Source organism: Streptomyces sp. NPDC102467 (genome assembly GCF_044765445.1).
Lineage (GTDB): Bacteria > Actinomycetota > Actinomycetes > Streptomycetales > Streptomycetaceae > Streptomyces.
The window spans coordinates 440,045-456,567 of sequence record NZ_JBIWKA010000005.1; the positions used below are offsets into that span (position 1 = coordinate 440,045).

The 16,523-nt window shown below is 71.3% G+C and carries 16 protein-coding genes; 12 read left to right on the plus strand and 4 right to left on the minus strand.

The features are described from left to right. Position 1 precedes the first annotated feature (1 nt). Positions 2–169 (minus strand): hypothetical protein, encoded by a 168-nt coding sequence (locus ACIREE_RS13060; protein WP_404150378.1) that lies wholly within the window; start codon positions 167–169, stop codon positions 2–4. 73 nt (positions 170–242) lie between these two features. Here ACIREE_RS13060 and ACIREE_RS13065 point away from each other — a divergent pair, with 73 nt between their 5' ends. After that, positions 243–863, plus strand: coding sequence for a TetR/AcrR family transcriptional regulator (locus ACIREE_RS13065; RefSeq protein WP_404150379.1), 621 nt, complete (start codon positions 243–245; stop codon positions 861–863). A gap of 3 nt (positions 864–866) precedes the next feature. Here the strand turns inward: ACIREE_RS13065 and ACIREE_RS13070 are convergent, their stop codons facing one another. Then, positions 867–1,898: an SMP-30/gluconolactonase/LRE family protein gene (locus ACIREE_RS13070; RefSeq protein ID WP_404150381.1), complete on the minus strand. Its 1,032-nt coding sequence runs from the start codon at positions 1,896–1,898 to the stop codon at positions 867–869. 103 nt (positions 1,899–2,001) lie between these two features. After that, positions 2,002–3,063, minus strand: a complete 1,062-nt coding sequence (locus ACIREE_RS13075) for an SDR family NAD(P)-dependent oxidoreductase (protein ID WP_404150383.1) — start codon at positions 3,061–3,063, stop codon at positions 2,002–2,004. 187 nt (positions 3,064–3,250) lie between these two features. On the opposite strand from ACIREE_RS13075, the gene ACIREE_RS13080 reads away from it, so the two are divergent. Beyond that, positions 3,251–5,065 carry a flavin-containing monooxygenase gene (locus ACIREE_RS13080; RefSeq protein WP_404150384.1) on the plus strand — a complete coding sequence of 605 codons (1,815 nt, stop codon included), beginning with the start codon at positions 3,251–3,253 and terminating at the stop codon, positions 5,063–5,065. A 120-nt stretch (positions 5,066–5,185) separates the two neighbouring features. On the opposite strand, the gene ACIREE_RS13085 is transcribed toward ACIREE_RS13080, so the two are convergent. Beyond that, on the minus strand, positions 5,186–5,752 hold the full coding sequence (locus tag ACIREE_RS13085; protein WP_404150386.1) for a TetR family transcriptional regulator: 567 nt from the start codon (positions 5,750–5,752) through the stop codon (positions 5,186–5,188). Between the two features lie 89 nt (positions 5,753–5,841). On the opposite strand from ACIREE_RS13085, the gene ACIREE_RS13090 reads away from it, so the two are divergent. The 10 genes from ACIREE_RS13090 to ACIREE_RS13135 all read left to right on the plus strand — a co-directional run bounded on the left by ACIREE_RS13090 (position 5,842) and on the right by ACIREE_RS13135 (position 16,518). Then, positions 5,842–6,774, plus strand: coding sequence for an SDR family oxidoreductase (locus ACIREE_RS13090; protein WP_404150388.1), 933 nt, complete (start codon positions 5,842–5,844; stop codon positions 6,772–6,774). A 391-nt stretch (positions 6,775–7,165) separates the two neighbouring features. Continuing rightward, positions 7,166–8,356 (plus strand): amidohydrolase family protein, encoded by a 1,191-nt coding sequence (locus ACIREE_RS13095; RefSeq protein WP_404150389.1) that lies wholly within the window; start codon positions 7,166–7,168, stop codon positions 8,354–8,356. Positions 8,357–8,559: 203 nt separating this feature from the next. After that, a complete protein-coding gene (locus ACIREE_RS13100; RefSeq protein ID WP_404150391.1) occupies positions 8,560–9,219 on the plus strand; it encodes a YceI family protein in 660 nt (219 codons plus the stop codon). Between the two features lie 251 nt (positions 9,220–9,470). Then, the gene (locus ACIREE_RS13105; protein WP_404150393.1) at positions 9,471–9,581 is read left to right on the plus strand and encodes a putative leader peptide; all 111 of its coding nucleotides are present in this window, start codon (positions 9,471–9,473) and stop codon (positions 9,579–9,581) included. Positions 9,582–9,699: 118 nt separating this feature from the next. After that, positions 9,700–10,911 (plus strand): LLM class flavin-dependent oxidoreductase, encoded by a 1,212-nt coding sequence (locus ACIREE_RS13110; RefSeq protein ID WP_404150395.1) that lies wholly within the window; start codon positions 9,700–9,702, stop codon positions 10,909–10,911. Positions 10,912–10,932: 21 nt separating this feature from the next. Further along, positions 10,933–12,285 (plus strand): NtaA/DmoA family FMN-dependent monooxygenase, encoded by a 1,353-nt coding sequence (locus ACIREE_RS13115; RefSeq protein WP_404150397.1) that lies wholly within the window; start codon positions 10,933–10,935, stop codon positions 12,283–12,285. A gap of 361 nt (positions 12,286–12,646) precedes the next feature. After that, positions 12,647–13,723 (plus strand): ABC transporter substrate-binding protein, encoded by a 1,077-nt coding sequence (locus tag ACIREE_RS13120; RefSeq protein WP_404150398.1) that lies wholly within the window; start codon positions 12,647–12,649, stop codon positions 13,721–13,723. Then, a complete protein-coding gene (locus ACIREE_RS13125) occupies positions 13,720–14,580 on the plus strand; it encodes an ABC transporter permease (RefSeq protein WP_404150400.1) in 861 nt (286 codons plus the stop codon). The genes ACIREE_RS13120 and ACIREE_RS13125 overlap by 4 nt, the downstream gene beginning before the upstream one ends. Continuing rightward, positions 14,556–15,338, plus strand: coding sequence for an ABC transporter ATP-binding protein (locus ACIREE_RS13130; RefSeq protein WP_404150401.1), 783 nt, complete (start codon positions 14,556–14,558; stop codon positions 15,336–15,338). The genes ACIREE_RS13125 and ACIREE_RS13130 overlap by 25 nt, the downstream gene beginning before the upstream one ends. Before the next feature lie 112 nt (positions 15,339–15,450). Further along, positions 15,451–16,518, plus strand: a complete 1,068-nt coding sequence (locus ACIREE_RS13135) for an LLM class flavin-dependent oxidoreductase (RefSeq protein WP_404150403.1) — start codon at positions 15,451–15,453, stop codon at positions 16,516–16,518. Positions 16,519–16,523 lie beyond the last annotated feature (5 nt).

A 16,523-nucleotide genomic window follows, 5' to 3' on the forward strand; every position in this document is an offset into this window, starting at 1 on the left:
CCTACCGCTGTGCCTGCCCTGCCGAGCGGGTCGCCGCCACCACACCGCCGTCGACCAGCAGATCGGTGCCCGAGCCCTCGATCATGGCGCGCATCTGGCTGCCGGACTTCCCGGCCGGCTCGGCCGCGGCCGGGGCCTGCACGGGGGACAGCCCCGCGGTGTGCGCCACCTGTGCTGGTACGCGTACGGCGGGCGGCGCACTGGAGGGCCGGTGCGCGGTGGGCCCGTACTACGCTGCCCAGGTGACGACCCCCGCCGAGCCTCAGGAACCGCAGCCGGCCGCCCAGGACCCGGACGCCGTACGGGGCAGCCGGCCGGCCAACCAGGGGCGACGGGTCGCGGCCCGCAACCGGGCCGCCCTCATCACCGCCGCTCGCGAGGTCTTCGCCGAGCAGGGTCTGAACGCCCCGCTGTCCGCCGTCGCGCGCCGTGCGGGCGTGGGGCAGGGCAGTCTCTACCGGCACTTCGCCGACCGGGTCGCGCTGGCGTCCGCCGTCCTGGACGAGAACGTCCAGCACATCGAGCAGGCCGGCGCCGAACCCGGTGCGAGCCTCAAGAGCGTGCTGGGCGTGGTCACTTGGCACCTGACGCGGTCGACGGCCTTCGTCGACCTGCTGCGTGTACGCGGCGACGGCCAGGAAGCCCGTGCGCTGGCCGGACGCGTCCACACCGTTCTGGCCCGCTGTCTTCCCGCCGGCCACAGCCTCTCCGCCGACGACCTCATGCTCGCGGTCGCGATGGTCTCCGGGGCCGTCGCAGGACCCACCCTGGCCGAGCGGGAGCGCATCGCCCTGAAGGCCTGGCGGTTGCTCGGCGTCGAGGTGGGGCCGGTGCGGCCCGTGGGGGCAGCGGTCGAGGAGTGAGGGTCAGCCGCCGTTGGACTGGCGGATGCCCTCGGCCAGGGCGGCGAACTTGTAGACGTATCCGCCGTCGGAGCCGCTGACGGTCATGTACGCCGCCGTCCGGCCCGGCGCTATCGCGACGTTGGTGGCCGACTGCAGGCCCTCGGCGTCCTTGGCGGGTACCTCGACGGTGGCCAGGCGCGCGCCGTACTTGCTGAAGACGGCCATGGCGGGCCGGCCGTGCAGCGCCTGGTAGAGGTTGCCGTCGGCGTCCACGGCGATGGAGTCGGTCTGGGCCAGGCCGCCGTCGACGTGGATGGCCTCGTGCCGCGATGTCACCTTCGTCTTGTCGGCGTCGAGCAGCAAGTAGGAGATGGTGTCCTTGGCGAGCTCGCTGATCCACAGGCCGCGCAGCCCGGGGTCGAACATGACTCCGTTGGGCTGGGCGAGCCCGTCGGCCAGGACCGTGGTCTTCTTCCCGTCGCGGTCGATGCGCACGATGCGGCCGTCCGTCTCGTCCGGCTCGGTGCCGTGCGCGTCGCTCACGTACAGATTGCCGTCGTCGTCGAAGGCGATGTCGTCGGGGGTCATCGCGGAGCCGTCGACCTTGCCGGAGAAGAAGGTGCGCGGATCCGAGCCGTCCGGCGCGATGCTGACGACGGATCCGGTGGCGAAGTCCGTCAGGTACTCGCGGCCGTCGTACGGGCTGACCTGCGCGGAGGTGTACGCGCCGGTCTTGTCGGTGTAGACACCCCGGTGCTTGCCGGTGGTCACGTCGACGGAGATGACCTTGGGTTCACCGGCGGGCGCGGTGACGTCCACGACGTGCAGGTTGCCGTCCCCGTCCAGGACCGGGCCCTCCAGAAGGGTCATCCCCGTGGCCTCGTGCACGTCGGTGACGTGCGCGACCTTGGTGGCCCGGATGCTTCTGCCCTCACCGGACGGTGCGGGGTTCCTGGCGGCGGCGTCGGTGGACTCGGTGCCGCAACCGGTCAGTGCCAGGAGGCCGGCGGCGGCCAGGCCCGCCAGGGTGCGGGGCGCGCGGTACGTGGTCATGCGGAGGGGTGCTCCTTCCCGCCGTCCGACGGGGCCGGACGGCGTGGTGTGCGGGAGAAGTGTGGTGGCCCCGGGTCCGGGCGCGGTCCCGGGCGGCCGGCTCTCAGGCGGCCGACCAGCCGCCGTCGGACGGCAGGATCGCGCCGTTGATGTTCACCGCGTCCTTGCTGAGCAGGAACGTGATGGAGGCGGCCAGTTCCTCGGCCATGGCCAGGCTGGGGATCGCGACCCGCATCTTCGCGGTGCGGGCCGAGCCGTACGGGGCGGGCGCGGGGACCGATATGCCGGTGGCCACCGCGCCCGGGGCGACGGCGTTGACCCGTACACCCGTGCCCGCGTACTGGTAGGCCGACGACTTCGTCAGGCCCACCAGGGCGTGCTTGGACGCCGTGTAGGCGGCGCCGGCCGCCGAACCGCGCAGGGCGGCCTCGGAGACGATGTTGACGATCCGGCCACCGCCCGCGGCGAGCATGCCGGGCACCACGGCGCGCATCAGACGCATGGGGCCGTCGACGTTGACGCGCATGACGCGGTCCCACATCGTGTCGTCGACCTCGTGGACGGCGGCGTCGTCGTCCATCACGCCCGCGACGTTCGCCAGGGCGTCCACGCGGCCGCCCGCGGCGGAGAGGACGGCGTCGGCGGACGCGGGCGCGGTGATGTCCGCGGTGACGGGGACGACCGCTTCGCCCAGCTCGGCGGCGAGGGCCGCGACGGCTTCGGAGACGTCGACGGCGATCACCCGGCCGCCCTCGCGCACGACGCGGGAGGCGACGGCCTTGCCGATGCCGGAGGCGGCGCCGGTGACGACAACGGTCTGGCCGTCGAAGCGGCCGGGCGTGACCTGCTCGGCCCACGGCTCGGGAGCGCCGATCTCGACGCCGGGGTCGGGCTGCGCTGCCGTATCGGCGGTGGAGGCCGGGGGAGCGGTGGGCAGCCCCTCCGGAATCAGGCCGGTCGCGGCGGCGGTGACCAGGACGTCCACGAGCTCGGGCGGGAACTTCCCGCCGGACATCTTCACGAGCTGCTCCAACGGCAGGCCGAGAGCGGGGGAGAGGGCCTCTTCGCTCTGGCCCTGGGAGGCCAGCATGCCGCGCAGGATCTGTCCGGCGGCGGGATCAGCCAGCCAGTCGCGCAGCGGGGAGGTGGGGGTGACGTCCGACATCGGGGGCCTTTCGTGTCGAGTCGACTCGTGGCGCGGTGCGGGCGCGTGGCGTGACCTCACCGCTACCGGACAATGGTGTCCGGTTGTTGGGTTACGGTACCGGGGGCCGTGCGGGACGCCCAGAGCGGGCGCCGCCCCACCCCCGTGCGGCGCCCGACGCTCTTCCCCCACGAGAGGAACCCGGCCGATGACCCTGCCGCACTGCGACTCCCCGCCCACCCCGCAGGAGACGGCGGCGCTGCGCGAGCGCTACCGCTTCGAGCGGGAACGCCGGGTGCGCCCTGAGGGCCCGGGCCAGTACCGGGCCACCACCGCGGAGTTCGGCTACTTCGCCGAGGACCCGTACGTCGGCGAGGCGGTGGAGCGCGAGCCGCTGCACGACGTGGTGGACGTCGCGATAGTCGGCGGCGGCTTCGGCGGGATCCTGGCGGGCGCCCGCCTGCGCCGGCAGGGCGTGGCGAAGGTGCGCGTGGTCGAGAAGGGCGGCGACTTCGGCGGCACCTGGTACTGGAACCGGTACCCGGGCATCCACTGCGACATCGAGTCGCACATCTACCTGCCGATGCTCGACGAGACCGGGTACGTGCCCGAGTGGAAGTACGCCCCGGGCGAGGAGATCCGGCAGCACGCGGTGCGCATCGCCGAGCAGTCGGGCCTGTACGAGGACGCTCTGTTCTCCACCGCGGTCACCTCCCTCACGTGGGACGAGAGCGCGCATCAGTGGGTGGTCACCACCGACCGAGGCGACACGTTCCGCGCCACCTACGTGATCACCGCCACCGGCACGCTCTCGGAACCCAAGCTGCCCGGCATCCCCGGGATCGAGGACTACAAGGGCCACACCTTCCACACCTCACGCTGGGATTACGGGTACACCGGCGGCAGCCCCGAGGGCGGCCTGACGGGCCTCGCGGGCAAGCGGGTCGGTGTCGTCGGTACCGGCGCCACCGGCGTGCAGGTCATCCCGATGCTGGCCGAGGACGCCGAACGCCTCTATGTCTTCCAGCGCACCCCCTCCGCCGTGGACGTGCGCGGCCAGCGGCGCATGACGCCGCAGGAGGTCGACGCGGAGCGGCCGGGCTGGGCGGCCGGGCGCCGCGAGAACTTCCTGCGGATCGTCTCCGGGGAGGGTGCGGAGGAGGACCTGGTCACCGACCGTTGGACGGAGTCCGCCGCGCTTCTGGAGAAGCTGCTGCCCAGCTTCCGCCGCGACGGCGAGCCGGACTTCGAGGCCGCGTACGAGGCCGCCGACCACGCCACCATGAACCAGATCCGCGAGCGGGTGGCCGCCGAGGTCGCCGACCCGGCCACCGCCGCGGCCCTCCAGCCCTGGTACCGCTACGCGTGCAAGCGCCCCACGTTCTCCGACAAGTACCTGCCGGCGTTCAACCGGGACAACGTGGTCCTCGTGGACACCGCCGAGACCCACGGCATCGAGCGCATGACCGAGCGCGGCGTCGTCGTGGGCGGGGTGGAGTACGAGGTCGACTGCCTGGTGTTCGCCACCGGGTTCTCGGTCGGCGTCTCTGGTGTCACCTCGGGGAAGCTGCCCGTGGCCGGCCGCGACGGCGTGCAGCTCCTGCACGCACGGGCGGAGCGGGGCCCGCGCACCCTGCACGGTTTCACCAGCAACGGGTTCCCCAACCTGATCCAGCTGGGCTCGCTGCAGAACGCCAGCAGCGTGAACTTCTCGCACATCCTGGACGAGCAGGCCGTGCACGCCGCCGCCCTGGTCGTCGCCGCGGAGGAGAAGGGCGCCGTCCTGGAGCCGACCTCCGAGGCCGAGGACGCCTGGATCGGGGTCTGTGCGCGGGACGCCCCCGACCACGCGTGGTTCCACGCCGAGTGCACCCCCGGCTACTACAACCGCGAGGGCCGCGGCCGCCCGAACGGTCCCACCGCGTACCCGCACGGCGCCGTCGCCTTCCACGAACTGCTGCGCCGCTGGCGCGAGGAGAGCATCGACGAGGTCCTTCAGGCCAAGGTGCAGGTGAAGATCTAGGTCGACGTCGAGGTGGTGAGCCCGGACCGGTGAGCGAGGGCCGCCCACCACGATCTGACCGCGCGCACAAGAGAGGGCGCTCCCTGCACGTACAGGGAGCGCCCTCTCTTGTGCGGGCGGTCAGCTGCCCGTGGCCACCGTTTTGAGCTCGCTCAGCGCTTCCCTCAGGAACTCCGCGAGCGGCCGCTCTCCGTCACCGTTGATCCAGCGCGCGAACCCGACCTTGAACACGGCGACGCCCGCCTCCGCGGCGAGGCTCGCGGCAGGCTCGTCGACGCCGCGCCCGCGCAGTGTGGTGGCGAGCGCCGCGGACAGCGACGCGAGCTTGATCAACTCGCGTTCGCGCAGCTCCGAGCTGGCCACGATGACGGCCTGGCGCTGCCGGGCGTGCTCGTAGCGGTCCAGGAAGACGGCGGCGACGGCGTTCAGGGTCGAGGCGATCGCGTCGATCGGCGCGGTCTTCTCCCCGGTCTCGGCGAGGGTGTCGACGAAGAGCTTCTCCAGGAGGGGCGCGCCCGCGAAGAGCACCTCGCGCTTGTCCGCGTAGTGCCGGAAGAACGTCCGCTCGGTGAGACCGGCGCGTTCGGCGATCTGTGCGGCGGTGGTCTGCTCGAACCCGCGCTCGCTGTAGAGGTCGAGGGCCGCCTGCTCCAGGCGGCCGCGCGCGTTCGGTTCCCATCGGCTCATGGCCCGATTCTATGTGATGACGGTGACTGACATCAGTGTTACCGTCGATGGCAGTCACTGACATCGCTAGGTATGCGAAGGGTCTTCACATGCGTGTTTTCGTCACCGGCGCGTCCGGCTGGATCGGTTCAGCCGTCGTTCCGGAGCTCATCGGCGCAGGTCACCAGGTGGTCGGGCTCGCACGATCGGACGCCTCGGCCGGGGCGCTCGCCGAGGCCGGAGCCGAGGTGGTCCGCGGCACGCTCGACGATCTCGACACCCTGCGCGACGCGGCCGCCGCGTCCGACGGCGTGATTCACCTGGCCTTCCAGCACGACATCGCGTTCAGCGGCGGCTTCGAGGCCGCCGCGGACGCGGACCGGCGGGCCATCGACGCGTTCGGCGAGGCGCTGGCCGGGTCCGACCGCCCGTTCCTCATCGCGTCCGGGGTGCTCGGGCTGGTGCCGGGGCGGGTCGCCACGGAACGGGACGGTCAGGCCGGAGCTCCGCTCGGCGACCACCCGAGCGGCCCTGCCAAGCGCATGGCCAACGCGCACGCGGTGGCCGCCCTCGCCGACCGCGGCGTCCGCTCGTCCGTCGTCCGACTCCCGCCGACCGTGCACGGCGACGGGGACCACGGATTTCTCTCCACCGTGGTCTCCGTCGCCCGCGACAAGGGTGTCTCCGCCTATATCGGGGACGGCGCCAACCGCTGGCCCGCCGTGCACCGTTCGGACGCGGCGCACCTCTTCCGTCTGGCGCTGGAGAGCGCGCCCGCGGGTTCCACCCTGCACGCGGTCGCGGACGAGGGCGTGCCGATCCGCTCCGTCGCCGAGGTGATCGGGCGCCACCTGGAGCTGCCGGTCACCTCGATCCCGGCCGAGGACGCGCCCGGTCACTTCACCTGGCTGGCCGCGTTCCTCGGCCTGGACAGCCCCGCCTCCGGCGCGTACACCCGCGAGCTGTTGGGCTGGCAGCCGACGCAGCCCGGGCTCCTCGACGACCTCGACAAGGGGCACTACTTCACCACGAAGGCCGCTTGACGTGACACGCCCCGGCGCGTTGGTTCGAGGAACGCGCCGGGGCGATGCGAGTGCGCCGGAATTGCAGCAGTCCCGTCGCCACGACGCAGGGGCGCCGACGTACTCACATCAAGAGGAACGAGTCTCGATATGCCATGTTCCGCCATGGATGCACATGTCACCCGGACCGGTGGAACGCGCCGCGCCTGGTTGACGGACTCCGCGAGTCCACCTGCGTACGGACACATGGAGTTCACCCCTTTCGCCGCCCGGGCCCGCAGCAGGTCCTCCCCTTCGAACTGGGCCTGTGGAGGGCCGAGTTGATCACCCGGTGGGTGATGGCGCGGGAGCGCTCGGGCCGGAACGATCGGACGGTACGTTTCCCTTCCGTACCAGCGAAAGAGAGCCCTCCATGCTCCTCACCGCCGCTCACGTCCTGGCCGGAGCCGACCGACACCCTCTTCCCGATGGGGCGGTACTCGTCCGTGAGGGCACCATCGCCTGCGTCGGCCCGCGTGAGGAAGTGCAGCGCCTCACCCGGCCCGACGAGCCCCGGCTGGCCTTCCCCGCCGGAACCCTGCTGCCCGGACTGATCGACGCCCACGTCCACCTCTGTTTCGACGGCGGCACCGACCCCGTCGTCACGCTGCAACAACAGGACGACGAGGCGCTGTTCACCGCCATGACGTCCAGGGCCCGCCACCTGCTGAGCGCCGGCGTCACCACCGCCCGCGACCTCGGAGACCGGGGCGGCCTCGCCCTGCGCCTCGCCGCGTCCGTCACCGCGGGAGAGGTCCCGGGCCCGCGGATCATCTCGGCGGGGACGCCCGTCACGCCGCCCGGCGGCCACTGCTGGTTCCTCGGCGGCGAGGCCACGGGCCCCGACGAGGTGCGCCGCATCGTACGGCGCAACATCAAGGCCGGCGCCAAGGTCATCAAGGTCATGGCGACCGGCGGCGGCCTCACGAAGGGCGGCGCCGACAGCTGGGAATCGCAATTCACGCAGGACGAGTTGGCGGCGCTCGTCGACGAGGCGCACCGCGCCGGACTGCCGGTCGCCGCGCACGCGCACGGCACCGAGGGCATCGCCGCCGCGGTCGAGGTGGGTGTCGACACGATCGAGCACTGTACCTGGATGACGCCCACCGGGACCGACGTCCGTGCGGACGTGCTCGCCCGGATCGTCGAGCAGGGCATCCACGTCTGCCCGACGGTCAGCCCGCACTGGCGGATGCTGCCGCAGATCTTCGGCGCCGAGCGCGCCGAGGCCATGTTCGGCGCCGTACGACAGATGGCCGACGCGGGGGCACGGATCATCGCGGGCACCGATGCCGGGGTGCAGCGCACGGGCTTCGACGGACTGCCGTCCAGCCTCACGTTCTACGAGCACCTGGGCCTGTCCAGGGAACGCGTCCTCGCGATGGCCACCACAGAAGCCGCACGCGCCCTGGGAGTTGGCGACGAGACAGGACAAATCACTCCCGGCTTCAGCGCCGACCTGCTCGTGGTCGACGGGGATCCGCTGGCCGACCTCGGCGCGTTGAAATCCGTCGAGGCAGTGGTCGCGGCGGGCAGGCACTTCGAGATGGGCGGCGACGCGTAGCGGACCGGGACGTGACGTCCGATCCCTCCCGTATGACCGTGCGTGACGTCTGGGTACCCGACCGTGCATCACGATCGTGCTGATCCTGTGCATCTTTGCAGGCCGCTACATGGAACCCGGACGAGGCAGCCCATCTCGCTCCGGGGTGCCAACTGCCCGCGTGATAGCACGGAGTGATCAGACTCGAAGGAGACGTCGACATCATGGGTATCTTCAGTCGTCGCCCGACCGCGACCCTCGAACCGACGCCGGCCGTCGGCCCCAGTACGCCGTTCCCGGCGTCCGCGGCCGCAGGTGTCGCGCTGGACCCGGCGCTGCGCGCACTGACCGGGCAGTGGACCGTCGACCGCCCGCACAGCCGCATCGGGTTCTCCGTGCGGCACGCGATGGTCACGACGGTGCGCGGTGCCTTCGCCGACTACGAGAGCACGCTGTACTTCGACGGCGCCCGGCCCGCCGAGTCGCGGGCCGAACTCGTCATCAAGGTCGCCAGCGTCGACACGGGCGTCGAACAGCGGGACGCGCACCTCGTCGGCAAGGACTTCTTCGACGCGCAGCGCCACCCGGAGATGGTGTTCCGCAGCACCTCCACGGTCCACGAGGGCGGCGAGACCTTCCGCATGGCGGGCGACCTCACCATCCGCGGCGTCACCCGGCCCGTCGAGCTGCAACTCGACTACCTCGGCTCGGTCCTGGACCCGTTCGGCTTCGAGCGGGCCGGCTTCGACGGCACCACCACCATCGACCGTACCGACTGGGGCCTGGTCTACAACCAGCGCCTGGAGGCCGGCGGCACCATGGTGAGCGAGAAGGTCCGGCTGCAGTTCGACATCTCCGCGATCCGGGCCACACCCCTGGCATAGCACCCCGAACCGACGCTGGGCGCCCCCGATCCACGGGGGCGCCCTTCGTATGTGCCTGGCCAGGGCCAGATTTCATACGTCCGCAATGATCCGTCGTTCATCTGCCTGCTAGACATGGACGGGTGAGTTCTCCCCGTTCCGTGGCGCACCCCCGGTTCGACGCCAGGAACAGCCGGCGGGACGCGGCCGTTGTGAACGATGACGAGATGCGCCGGGCGGCACCGGCCCCCCGGGGCGGACGGAGGTGGGGCATGCGACACGAGTCCCGCCCGCACGCGATGACCCCGCGCCGCCGTGTCCTGCTCCACTCCCGGCCGTACATCGATCTGCAGCGCGTTGCCGCCGCGCTCTGTCGGCCCTGAGAGCAGCCCACCGGCCGCCGACAGCGGCCCCGTCCCACGACGCTCCCCGCCGCCGCGCCCCGCGCTCGTCACCCGCCGGGCCGTCGGTCTCGTACGGACCCTTCAGGAAGGCACAGCTGTGTCCTCAGCATCGATCCCTCCGCTGCACCTCGCCGTCGCCCTCGACGGCACCGGCTGGCACCCGGCCTCCTGGCGCGAGCCGGTGGCCAGGCCCCGCGACCTGTTCACCGCCGCCTACTGGGCGGACCTGGTCGCCGAGGCCGAGCGCGGGCTGCTCGACTTCGTCACCTTCGAGGACGGGCTCGGCCTGCAGTCCTCCCAGCGCTTCGCACCCGACGGCCGCAGCGACCAGGTCCGCGGCCGTCTCGACGCCGTCCTGCTCGCCGCGCGCATCGCGCCGCTCAGCCGCCACATCGGCCTGGTGCCGACCACGGTGGTCACGCACACGGAGCCGTTCCACATCTCCAAGGCCATCGCCACCCTCGACTATGTGAGCGGCGGACGGGCGGGGCTGCGGGTCCAGGTCTCCGCCCGCCCGGACGAGGCCGCCCACTTCGGCCGCCGCGCGATCCCGCTCCTCGACGCCCAGAAGGCCGAGGACGCGGGGGAGTTGGCGGCCGACCTCTTCGACGAGGCCGCCGATTACGTGGAGGTGGTCCGCCGCCTCTGGGACAGCTGGGAGGACGGCGCCGAGATCCGGGACGAGGCCACCGGCCGCTTCGTCGACCGCGACAAGCTGCACTACATCGACTTCCACGGCCGTCACTTCAGCGTGAAGGGCCCCTCGATCACTCCCCGGCCGCCCCAGGGCCAGCCCGTCGTCAGCGCCCTCGCCCACCAGAGCGTCCCGTACCGGCTGGTGGCCCGGCAGGGCGACATCGGTTACGTCACCCCGGGCGATGTCGAGGAGGGCCGTGCGATCGTCGCCGAGATCCGTGCCGGGCAGGAGGCCGCGGGCCGCGCGGAGCAGCCGCTGCACGTCTTCGGCGACCTTGTCGTCCTCCTCGACGACGACCCCTCCGCCGCGCACGCGCGCCGAGAGCGGCTCGACACCGTCGCTGGAACCCCCTACACCAGCGACGCGCGCGTCTTCGCGGGCTCACCGGCCCAACTCGCCGACCTGCTACAGGAGTTGCAGTCGGCAGGGCTGACAGGATTCCGGCTGCGGCCCGCCGTGGTCGGCCACGACCTGCTGGCGATCACCCGCGGCCTCGTCCCCGAACTCCAGCGCCGGGGCGCCTTCCGCCGCGCCTACGAGGCCGACACCCTGCGGGGTCTGCTCGGGCTCGCCCGCCCCGCCAACCGCTACGCCGCGACCGCGACCGCCTGAGCCGGACGGAGAACGTACGACATGAGCAAGCCACTGAAGCAGATCCATCTGGCCGCGCACTTCCCCGGCGTCAACAACACCACCGTGTGGAGCGATCCGAAGGCCGGCAGCCACATCGAGTTCAGCTCGTTCGCGCATTTCGCGCGGACCGCCGAACGCGCCAAGTTCGACTTCCTCTTCCTCGCCGAGGGGCTGCGGCTGCGTGAACAGGGCGGTGAGATATACGACTTGGACGTGGTCGGCCGCCCCGACACCTTCACCGTCCTGGCCGCGCTCGCCGCCGTCACCGAGCACCTCGGACTGACCGGCACCATCAACTCCACGTTCAACGAGCCCTACGAAGTGGCCCGCCAGTTCGCCAGCCTCGACCACCTCTCCGACGGACGCGCCGCCTGGAACGTCGTCACCTCCTGGGACGCCTTCACCGGTGAGAACTTCCGCCGCGGCGGATTCCTCCCCCAGGACGAGCGCTATTCGCGGGCGAAGGAGTTCCTGGCCACGACCGGTGAACTCTTCGACTCCTGGCGCGGCGACGAGATCCTCGCCGACCAGGCCGCCGGCATCTTCCTGAACGACGCGAAGGCGGGCTCCTTCGTCCACACCGGCCATCACTTCGACATCCACGGCCAGTTCAATGTCCCGCGTTCGCCCCAGGGCCGCCCGGTGATCTTCCAGGCCGGGGACTCCGAGGAGGGGCGCGAGTTCGCCGCGTCGAGCGCCGACGCGATCTTCAGCAGGTACGCCACGCTCAAGGAGGGCCAGGCCTTCTTCACGGACGTCAAGAGCCGACTCGCCGCGTACGGGCGCCGCCCCGATCAGCTCAAGATCCTGCCCGCCGCGACCTTCGTACTGGGTGACACCGACGCCGAGGCCGAGGAGCTCGCCTGCGACGTGCGACGCCGCCAGGTCAGCGGAGCCACCGCGATCAAGCACCTCGAGTTCGTCTGGAACCGCGACCTGACCTCGTACGATCCCGAAGGGCCCCTCCCCGACATCGACCCGGATGTCAGCGAGCGGCACATCGCCGAGGGGCGGGCCCAGGTCCGCATGTACCGCGACCCGCTGGCCACCGCCCGCGAGTGGCGCGCACTCGCCGCCGCCAACAAATGGTCCATCCGTGATCTGGTCATCCACACCGGAAACCGGCAGAACTTCGTCGGCTCCCCGGCCGCCGTCGCCCACGCCATCAACGAACTCGTCCAGGCCGACGCCGCCGACGGCTTCATCCTCGTCCCGCACATCACCCCCGGCGGCCTCGACGCCTTCGCCGACCAGGTCGTCCCGCTCCTCCAGGAACGGGGTGTCTTCCGCACCGAGTACGAGGGCCCCACCCTCCGTCACCACCTCGGCCTCGACCACCCCGACGCCGGGTGACGGCGGCGGGCCGGATCGCGCTGCACCAACAGGTTGTCGTCAGCGCCCGACCCGCGCGTATGGCGGGTCCATGAAGGGTTCGTTGCGGCCGGATGCCAGTCAACCGCATTGCCTTGACCGGGAATTGGCGCGTGGATAACTTCGACGGCATGTGGATCTGCCGGCGATTCCGGAAACGACGGGCCATCGATCTGATGCGCGTCGCCACCGCGGTGTGTAGCTGACTCCTTTCCTGCCCCGATTCCGCGTCGAGCCATAGGCTCCGCGCCGCGCCGCACCCGACCGCCCCGTTTCCCTTTACGCGCCCCTCCGGTCGTTTCGGCCTGCGCAGAGGCGCGCCCCTCGTCCCGTGAAGGCACGCATGATTTCACGTACCGCTCTGCCCCTGTCCCTGCGCGTCGGCGCACTCGCCACTGCCGCCGCGTCCTTGCTGCTGACCTCGTGCGTGAGCAATACGGCGTCCACGGCGGTCGGCGCGAATGTCGCGGCGAAGAAGATTCCGGCCAAGGTGTCGCCCGACACCTCCCTCACCGTGGGAGCACCCGATCTCAAGGTCGCCCTTGAGCTGTCCGGGCAGATCGACAAGGTGCCCTTCAAGGTCAAGTGGGCGAATATCAGCGGCGGTCCGCAATGCTCCGAGGCATTTCGTGCGCACGCGCTCGACCTCTGCTCGGCCGCGGAGATCCCGTCGATCAACGCCCACTGGACCGGCCTCGACACCAAGCTCGTGGCGGTGAAGTTCCGCAAGGATCCGATCGCGGACCCGATCTACGAGCTGGGCATCGCCCCCGGCGCGCACATCAAGACGCTCGCCGACCTGCGCGGCAAGAAGATCGCCTACAGCCCGGGACAGGCGCAGGGAGCGCTCGTACTGAGGATCCTGAAGAAGGCCCGTCTCACCCAGCAGGACGTCCACCTCGTCGAACTCGCCAGTACCGGCGACGTCTATCCCACGGCCCTGGGAAATGGTCAGGTAGATGCCGCGCCCATCGCCGACGTCAATATCAAGCGCTATCTGACGAAGTACGGCAGGGACGGCGGCCACACCATCAAGCACGGACTCCGGGACGATCCGGGGCATTTGTGGGCGCTCACCGATTCCGTCGGCGACGCACAGAAATCCGCCGCGGTCCGCGAACTCATCACGTTCTGGGCGCGCGCACAGATCTGGATCGACGCACACCCGAAGCAATGGATCGACGGGTATTACGTCAAGGATCAAGGGCTGAGCCGTGAGGACGGCGAATACCTCGTCAAAAGATCCGGACGGCCGGACTTTCCGGCCGACTGGACCGACGCCATCAAGCGACAGCAGCAAACCGTCGACCTGCTGGCGAAAGAGCAGAAGCACAAGAAATTCGACGCGGGAATCCTCTTCGACCGCCGGTACGAGCGCGTCGCCGCCGATGCCACGGCCGGTGAAAGGAGAACGCCATGAGCACCACGGCCCTCGAACAACGGGCGGCGACCGCGGCGCCGGCGGACCAGGCCGGCCGCCCCCGCCCGCCCGCACGAAAGCGCAGGAAACTGGGGCCGGGGCGCCCCGTCCCGTACGGCTGGGCGATCGGCCCGCTGCTGCTGCTCGCGGTGTGGGCGGCCGGGTCCGGCGCCGGACTCATCGACGCGCGCAGCCTGCCCGCCCCCTGGACCATCGCCGGCACCGCGCGCGACCTCATCGCCGACGGCAGACTGCAGTCCAACTTCGCGACGTCCGCCCAACGCGCCCTGCTCGGCTTGGTGTTCGGCACCGTCGCGGGACTGCTGCTCGCCCTCGTCTCCGGCCTGAGCCGCCTGGGTGAAGGGCTCGTCGACGGGCCGGTACAGATCAAGCGGGCGATCCCCTCGCTCGCGCTGATCCCGCTCCTCGTCCTCTGGTTCGGCATCGGCGAGACGATGAAGGTCATCACGATCGCGCTCGGTGTCTTCGTCCCGATCTACCTCCACACCCACAACGGGCTGCGGACCATCGACAACCGCTATGCCGAACTCGCCGAGACGGTACGCCTGGGCAGGCTCCAGTTCGTCCGCCATGTCGTCCTGCCGGGCGCGCTGCCCGGATTCCTGCTGGGGCTGCGCTTCGGCGTGACCGCCGCCTGGCTGGCGCTGGTCGTCGTCGAGCAGGTCAACGCCACCAGCGGCATCGGCTACATGATGGAACTCGCGCGGACGTACGGACAGACGGACGTCATCATCGTCGGCCTCGTCGTGTACGGACTCCTCGGGCTCGTCTCCGACGCCCTCGTACGGCTCGTGGAGAGGAGGACGCTGTCATGGCGACGGACACTCGCGGGCTGACCACGACGGAGCACCGCAAGGAACACCATCAGGCGGACCGCACCACGGTCCGCATCGAGAATCTGGTGCGCACCCTCGGCGGTCGCAGGGTCCTCGACGGGCTCGAACTGAGCATCGCTCCGGGCGAGTTCGTGGCACTGCTCGGCCGCAGCGGCTCCGGCAAGAGCACCCTGCTGCGGGCGCTCGCCCGCCTCGACCACGACGTGACCGGCAGCGGTGAACTGGCCGCCCCCGACGACGTGTCGGTGGTCTTCCAGGACGCGCGGCTGCTCCCGTGGAAGCGTCTCCTCGACAATGTCGTCCTGGGCCTGAGCGGACCGGACGCCGTGCACCGTGGCCGCACCGCCCTCGCCGAGGTCGGCCTCGAAGGCCGCGAACGGGCCTGGCCCGTCGAGCTGTCCGGCGGTGAGCAGCAGCGTGTCTCGCTCGCCCGCTCCCTCGTCCGCGAACCCCAACTCCTGCTCGCCGACGAGCCGTTCGGGGCACTCGACGCCCTCACCCGGATCCGGATGCACACCCTGCTGCGGCAGCTCTGCGAGCGGCACCGGCCCGCCGTGCTGCTGGTCACCCACGACGTCGACGAGGCCATCGCCCTGGCCGACCGGGTGGCCGTACTCGAAGAGGGTCGGATCGGGGTCGACATCCCCGTGGACCTCCCCGCGCCGCGCCACCACGGCAGCCCGGAGTACGCGGTCCTGCGCGACCGCCTGCTCACACGCCTCGGCGTGGAGACCGCCGCGGAGGACGACGCGGCCTGACCGCACCGCACCGGGCATCGCCGCCGCGATCTGCCTGCACCACCGCCACCGCCACCTCCATCGGTCGGCTCCCTGCCGCGCCGGTACGGATCGAACAGCGATCGGAAGCCTGATGAGCGCGGAATTCCTCTGGTACATCCCCAACACCGTCGAGCCGGGCCACCGCGGCGACGACACGACCACCGGTTGGGGATCCATCGAGTACTCGACCGAGCTCGCCCGCACGGCGGAGGCGCACGGCTGGGGCGGCGCCCTGCTCGGCACCGGCTGGGGCCGCCCCGACACGTTCACCGTCGCCACGGCGCTGGCCGCGCGCACCACGACGTTCAAGCCCTTGATCGCGATTCGCCCCGGGTACTGGAAGCCCGCGAACTTCGCCGCGGCGGCCGCCACCCTCGACCAGCTCAGCCGCGGCCGCGTCCTGGTCAACATCGTCAGCGGCCTGGACAACCCGGCCGCGTACGGCGATACCACCGTCGATCCCGCCCAGCGCTACGCCCGTACCCAGGAGTTCCTGCATCTGGTGCGGCGCCTGTGGACCGAGGAACGGGTCACGTTCCACGGCGAGCACTTCCAGGTCACCGACTCGACGGTGTCGCCGCGCCCCTTCACCACCGAGGAGCGGGCCCACCCGACGCTCTACTTCGGCGGCGCGTCCCCGGCGGCGGAGCGCGTGTCGGCGGCCGAGGCGGATGTGCAGCTGTTCTGGGGTGAGCCGCTCGACGGAGTAGCCGAACGCGTGGACCGGCTCAAGGAGTTGAGCGCTCAGGTGGAGCGTCGCCACAAGCCGCTCGAGTTCGGGCTGCGGATCACGACGGTGGTGCGTGACACCACGGAGGAGGCGTGGCGCGCGGCGGAGGAGAAGGTCGCCACGATGGCGGCCGAGGACGGCGGGTCGACCTGGACCGGCAACCGCGGGGCGGCGGTCGGGCAGCGGCGGCTGCTCGATCTCGTGGAGCGCGGCGAGGTGCTCGACTCCTGCCTGTACACCACACCTGGCACGTTCGGCGGCGGGGGAGCGGCGACGACCTGGCTGGTCGGTTCGCCCGACGACGTCGCTGTGGCGCTGCGGAACTACCGCAAGCTCGGCGTCACGCACTTCATACTGTCCGACACCCCGTACCGGGAGGAGACCAGCCGCGTCGGCGACCAGCTGCTCCCTAGGCTGCGCGAATCCTGAGCCTG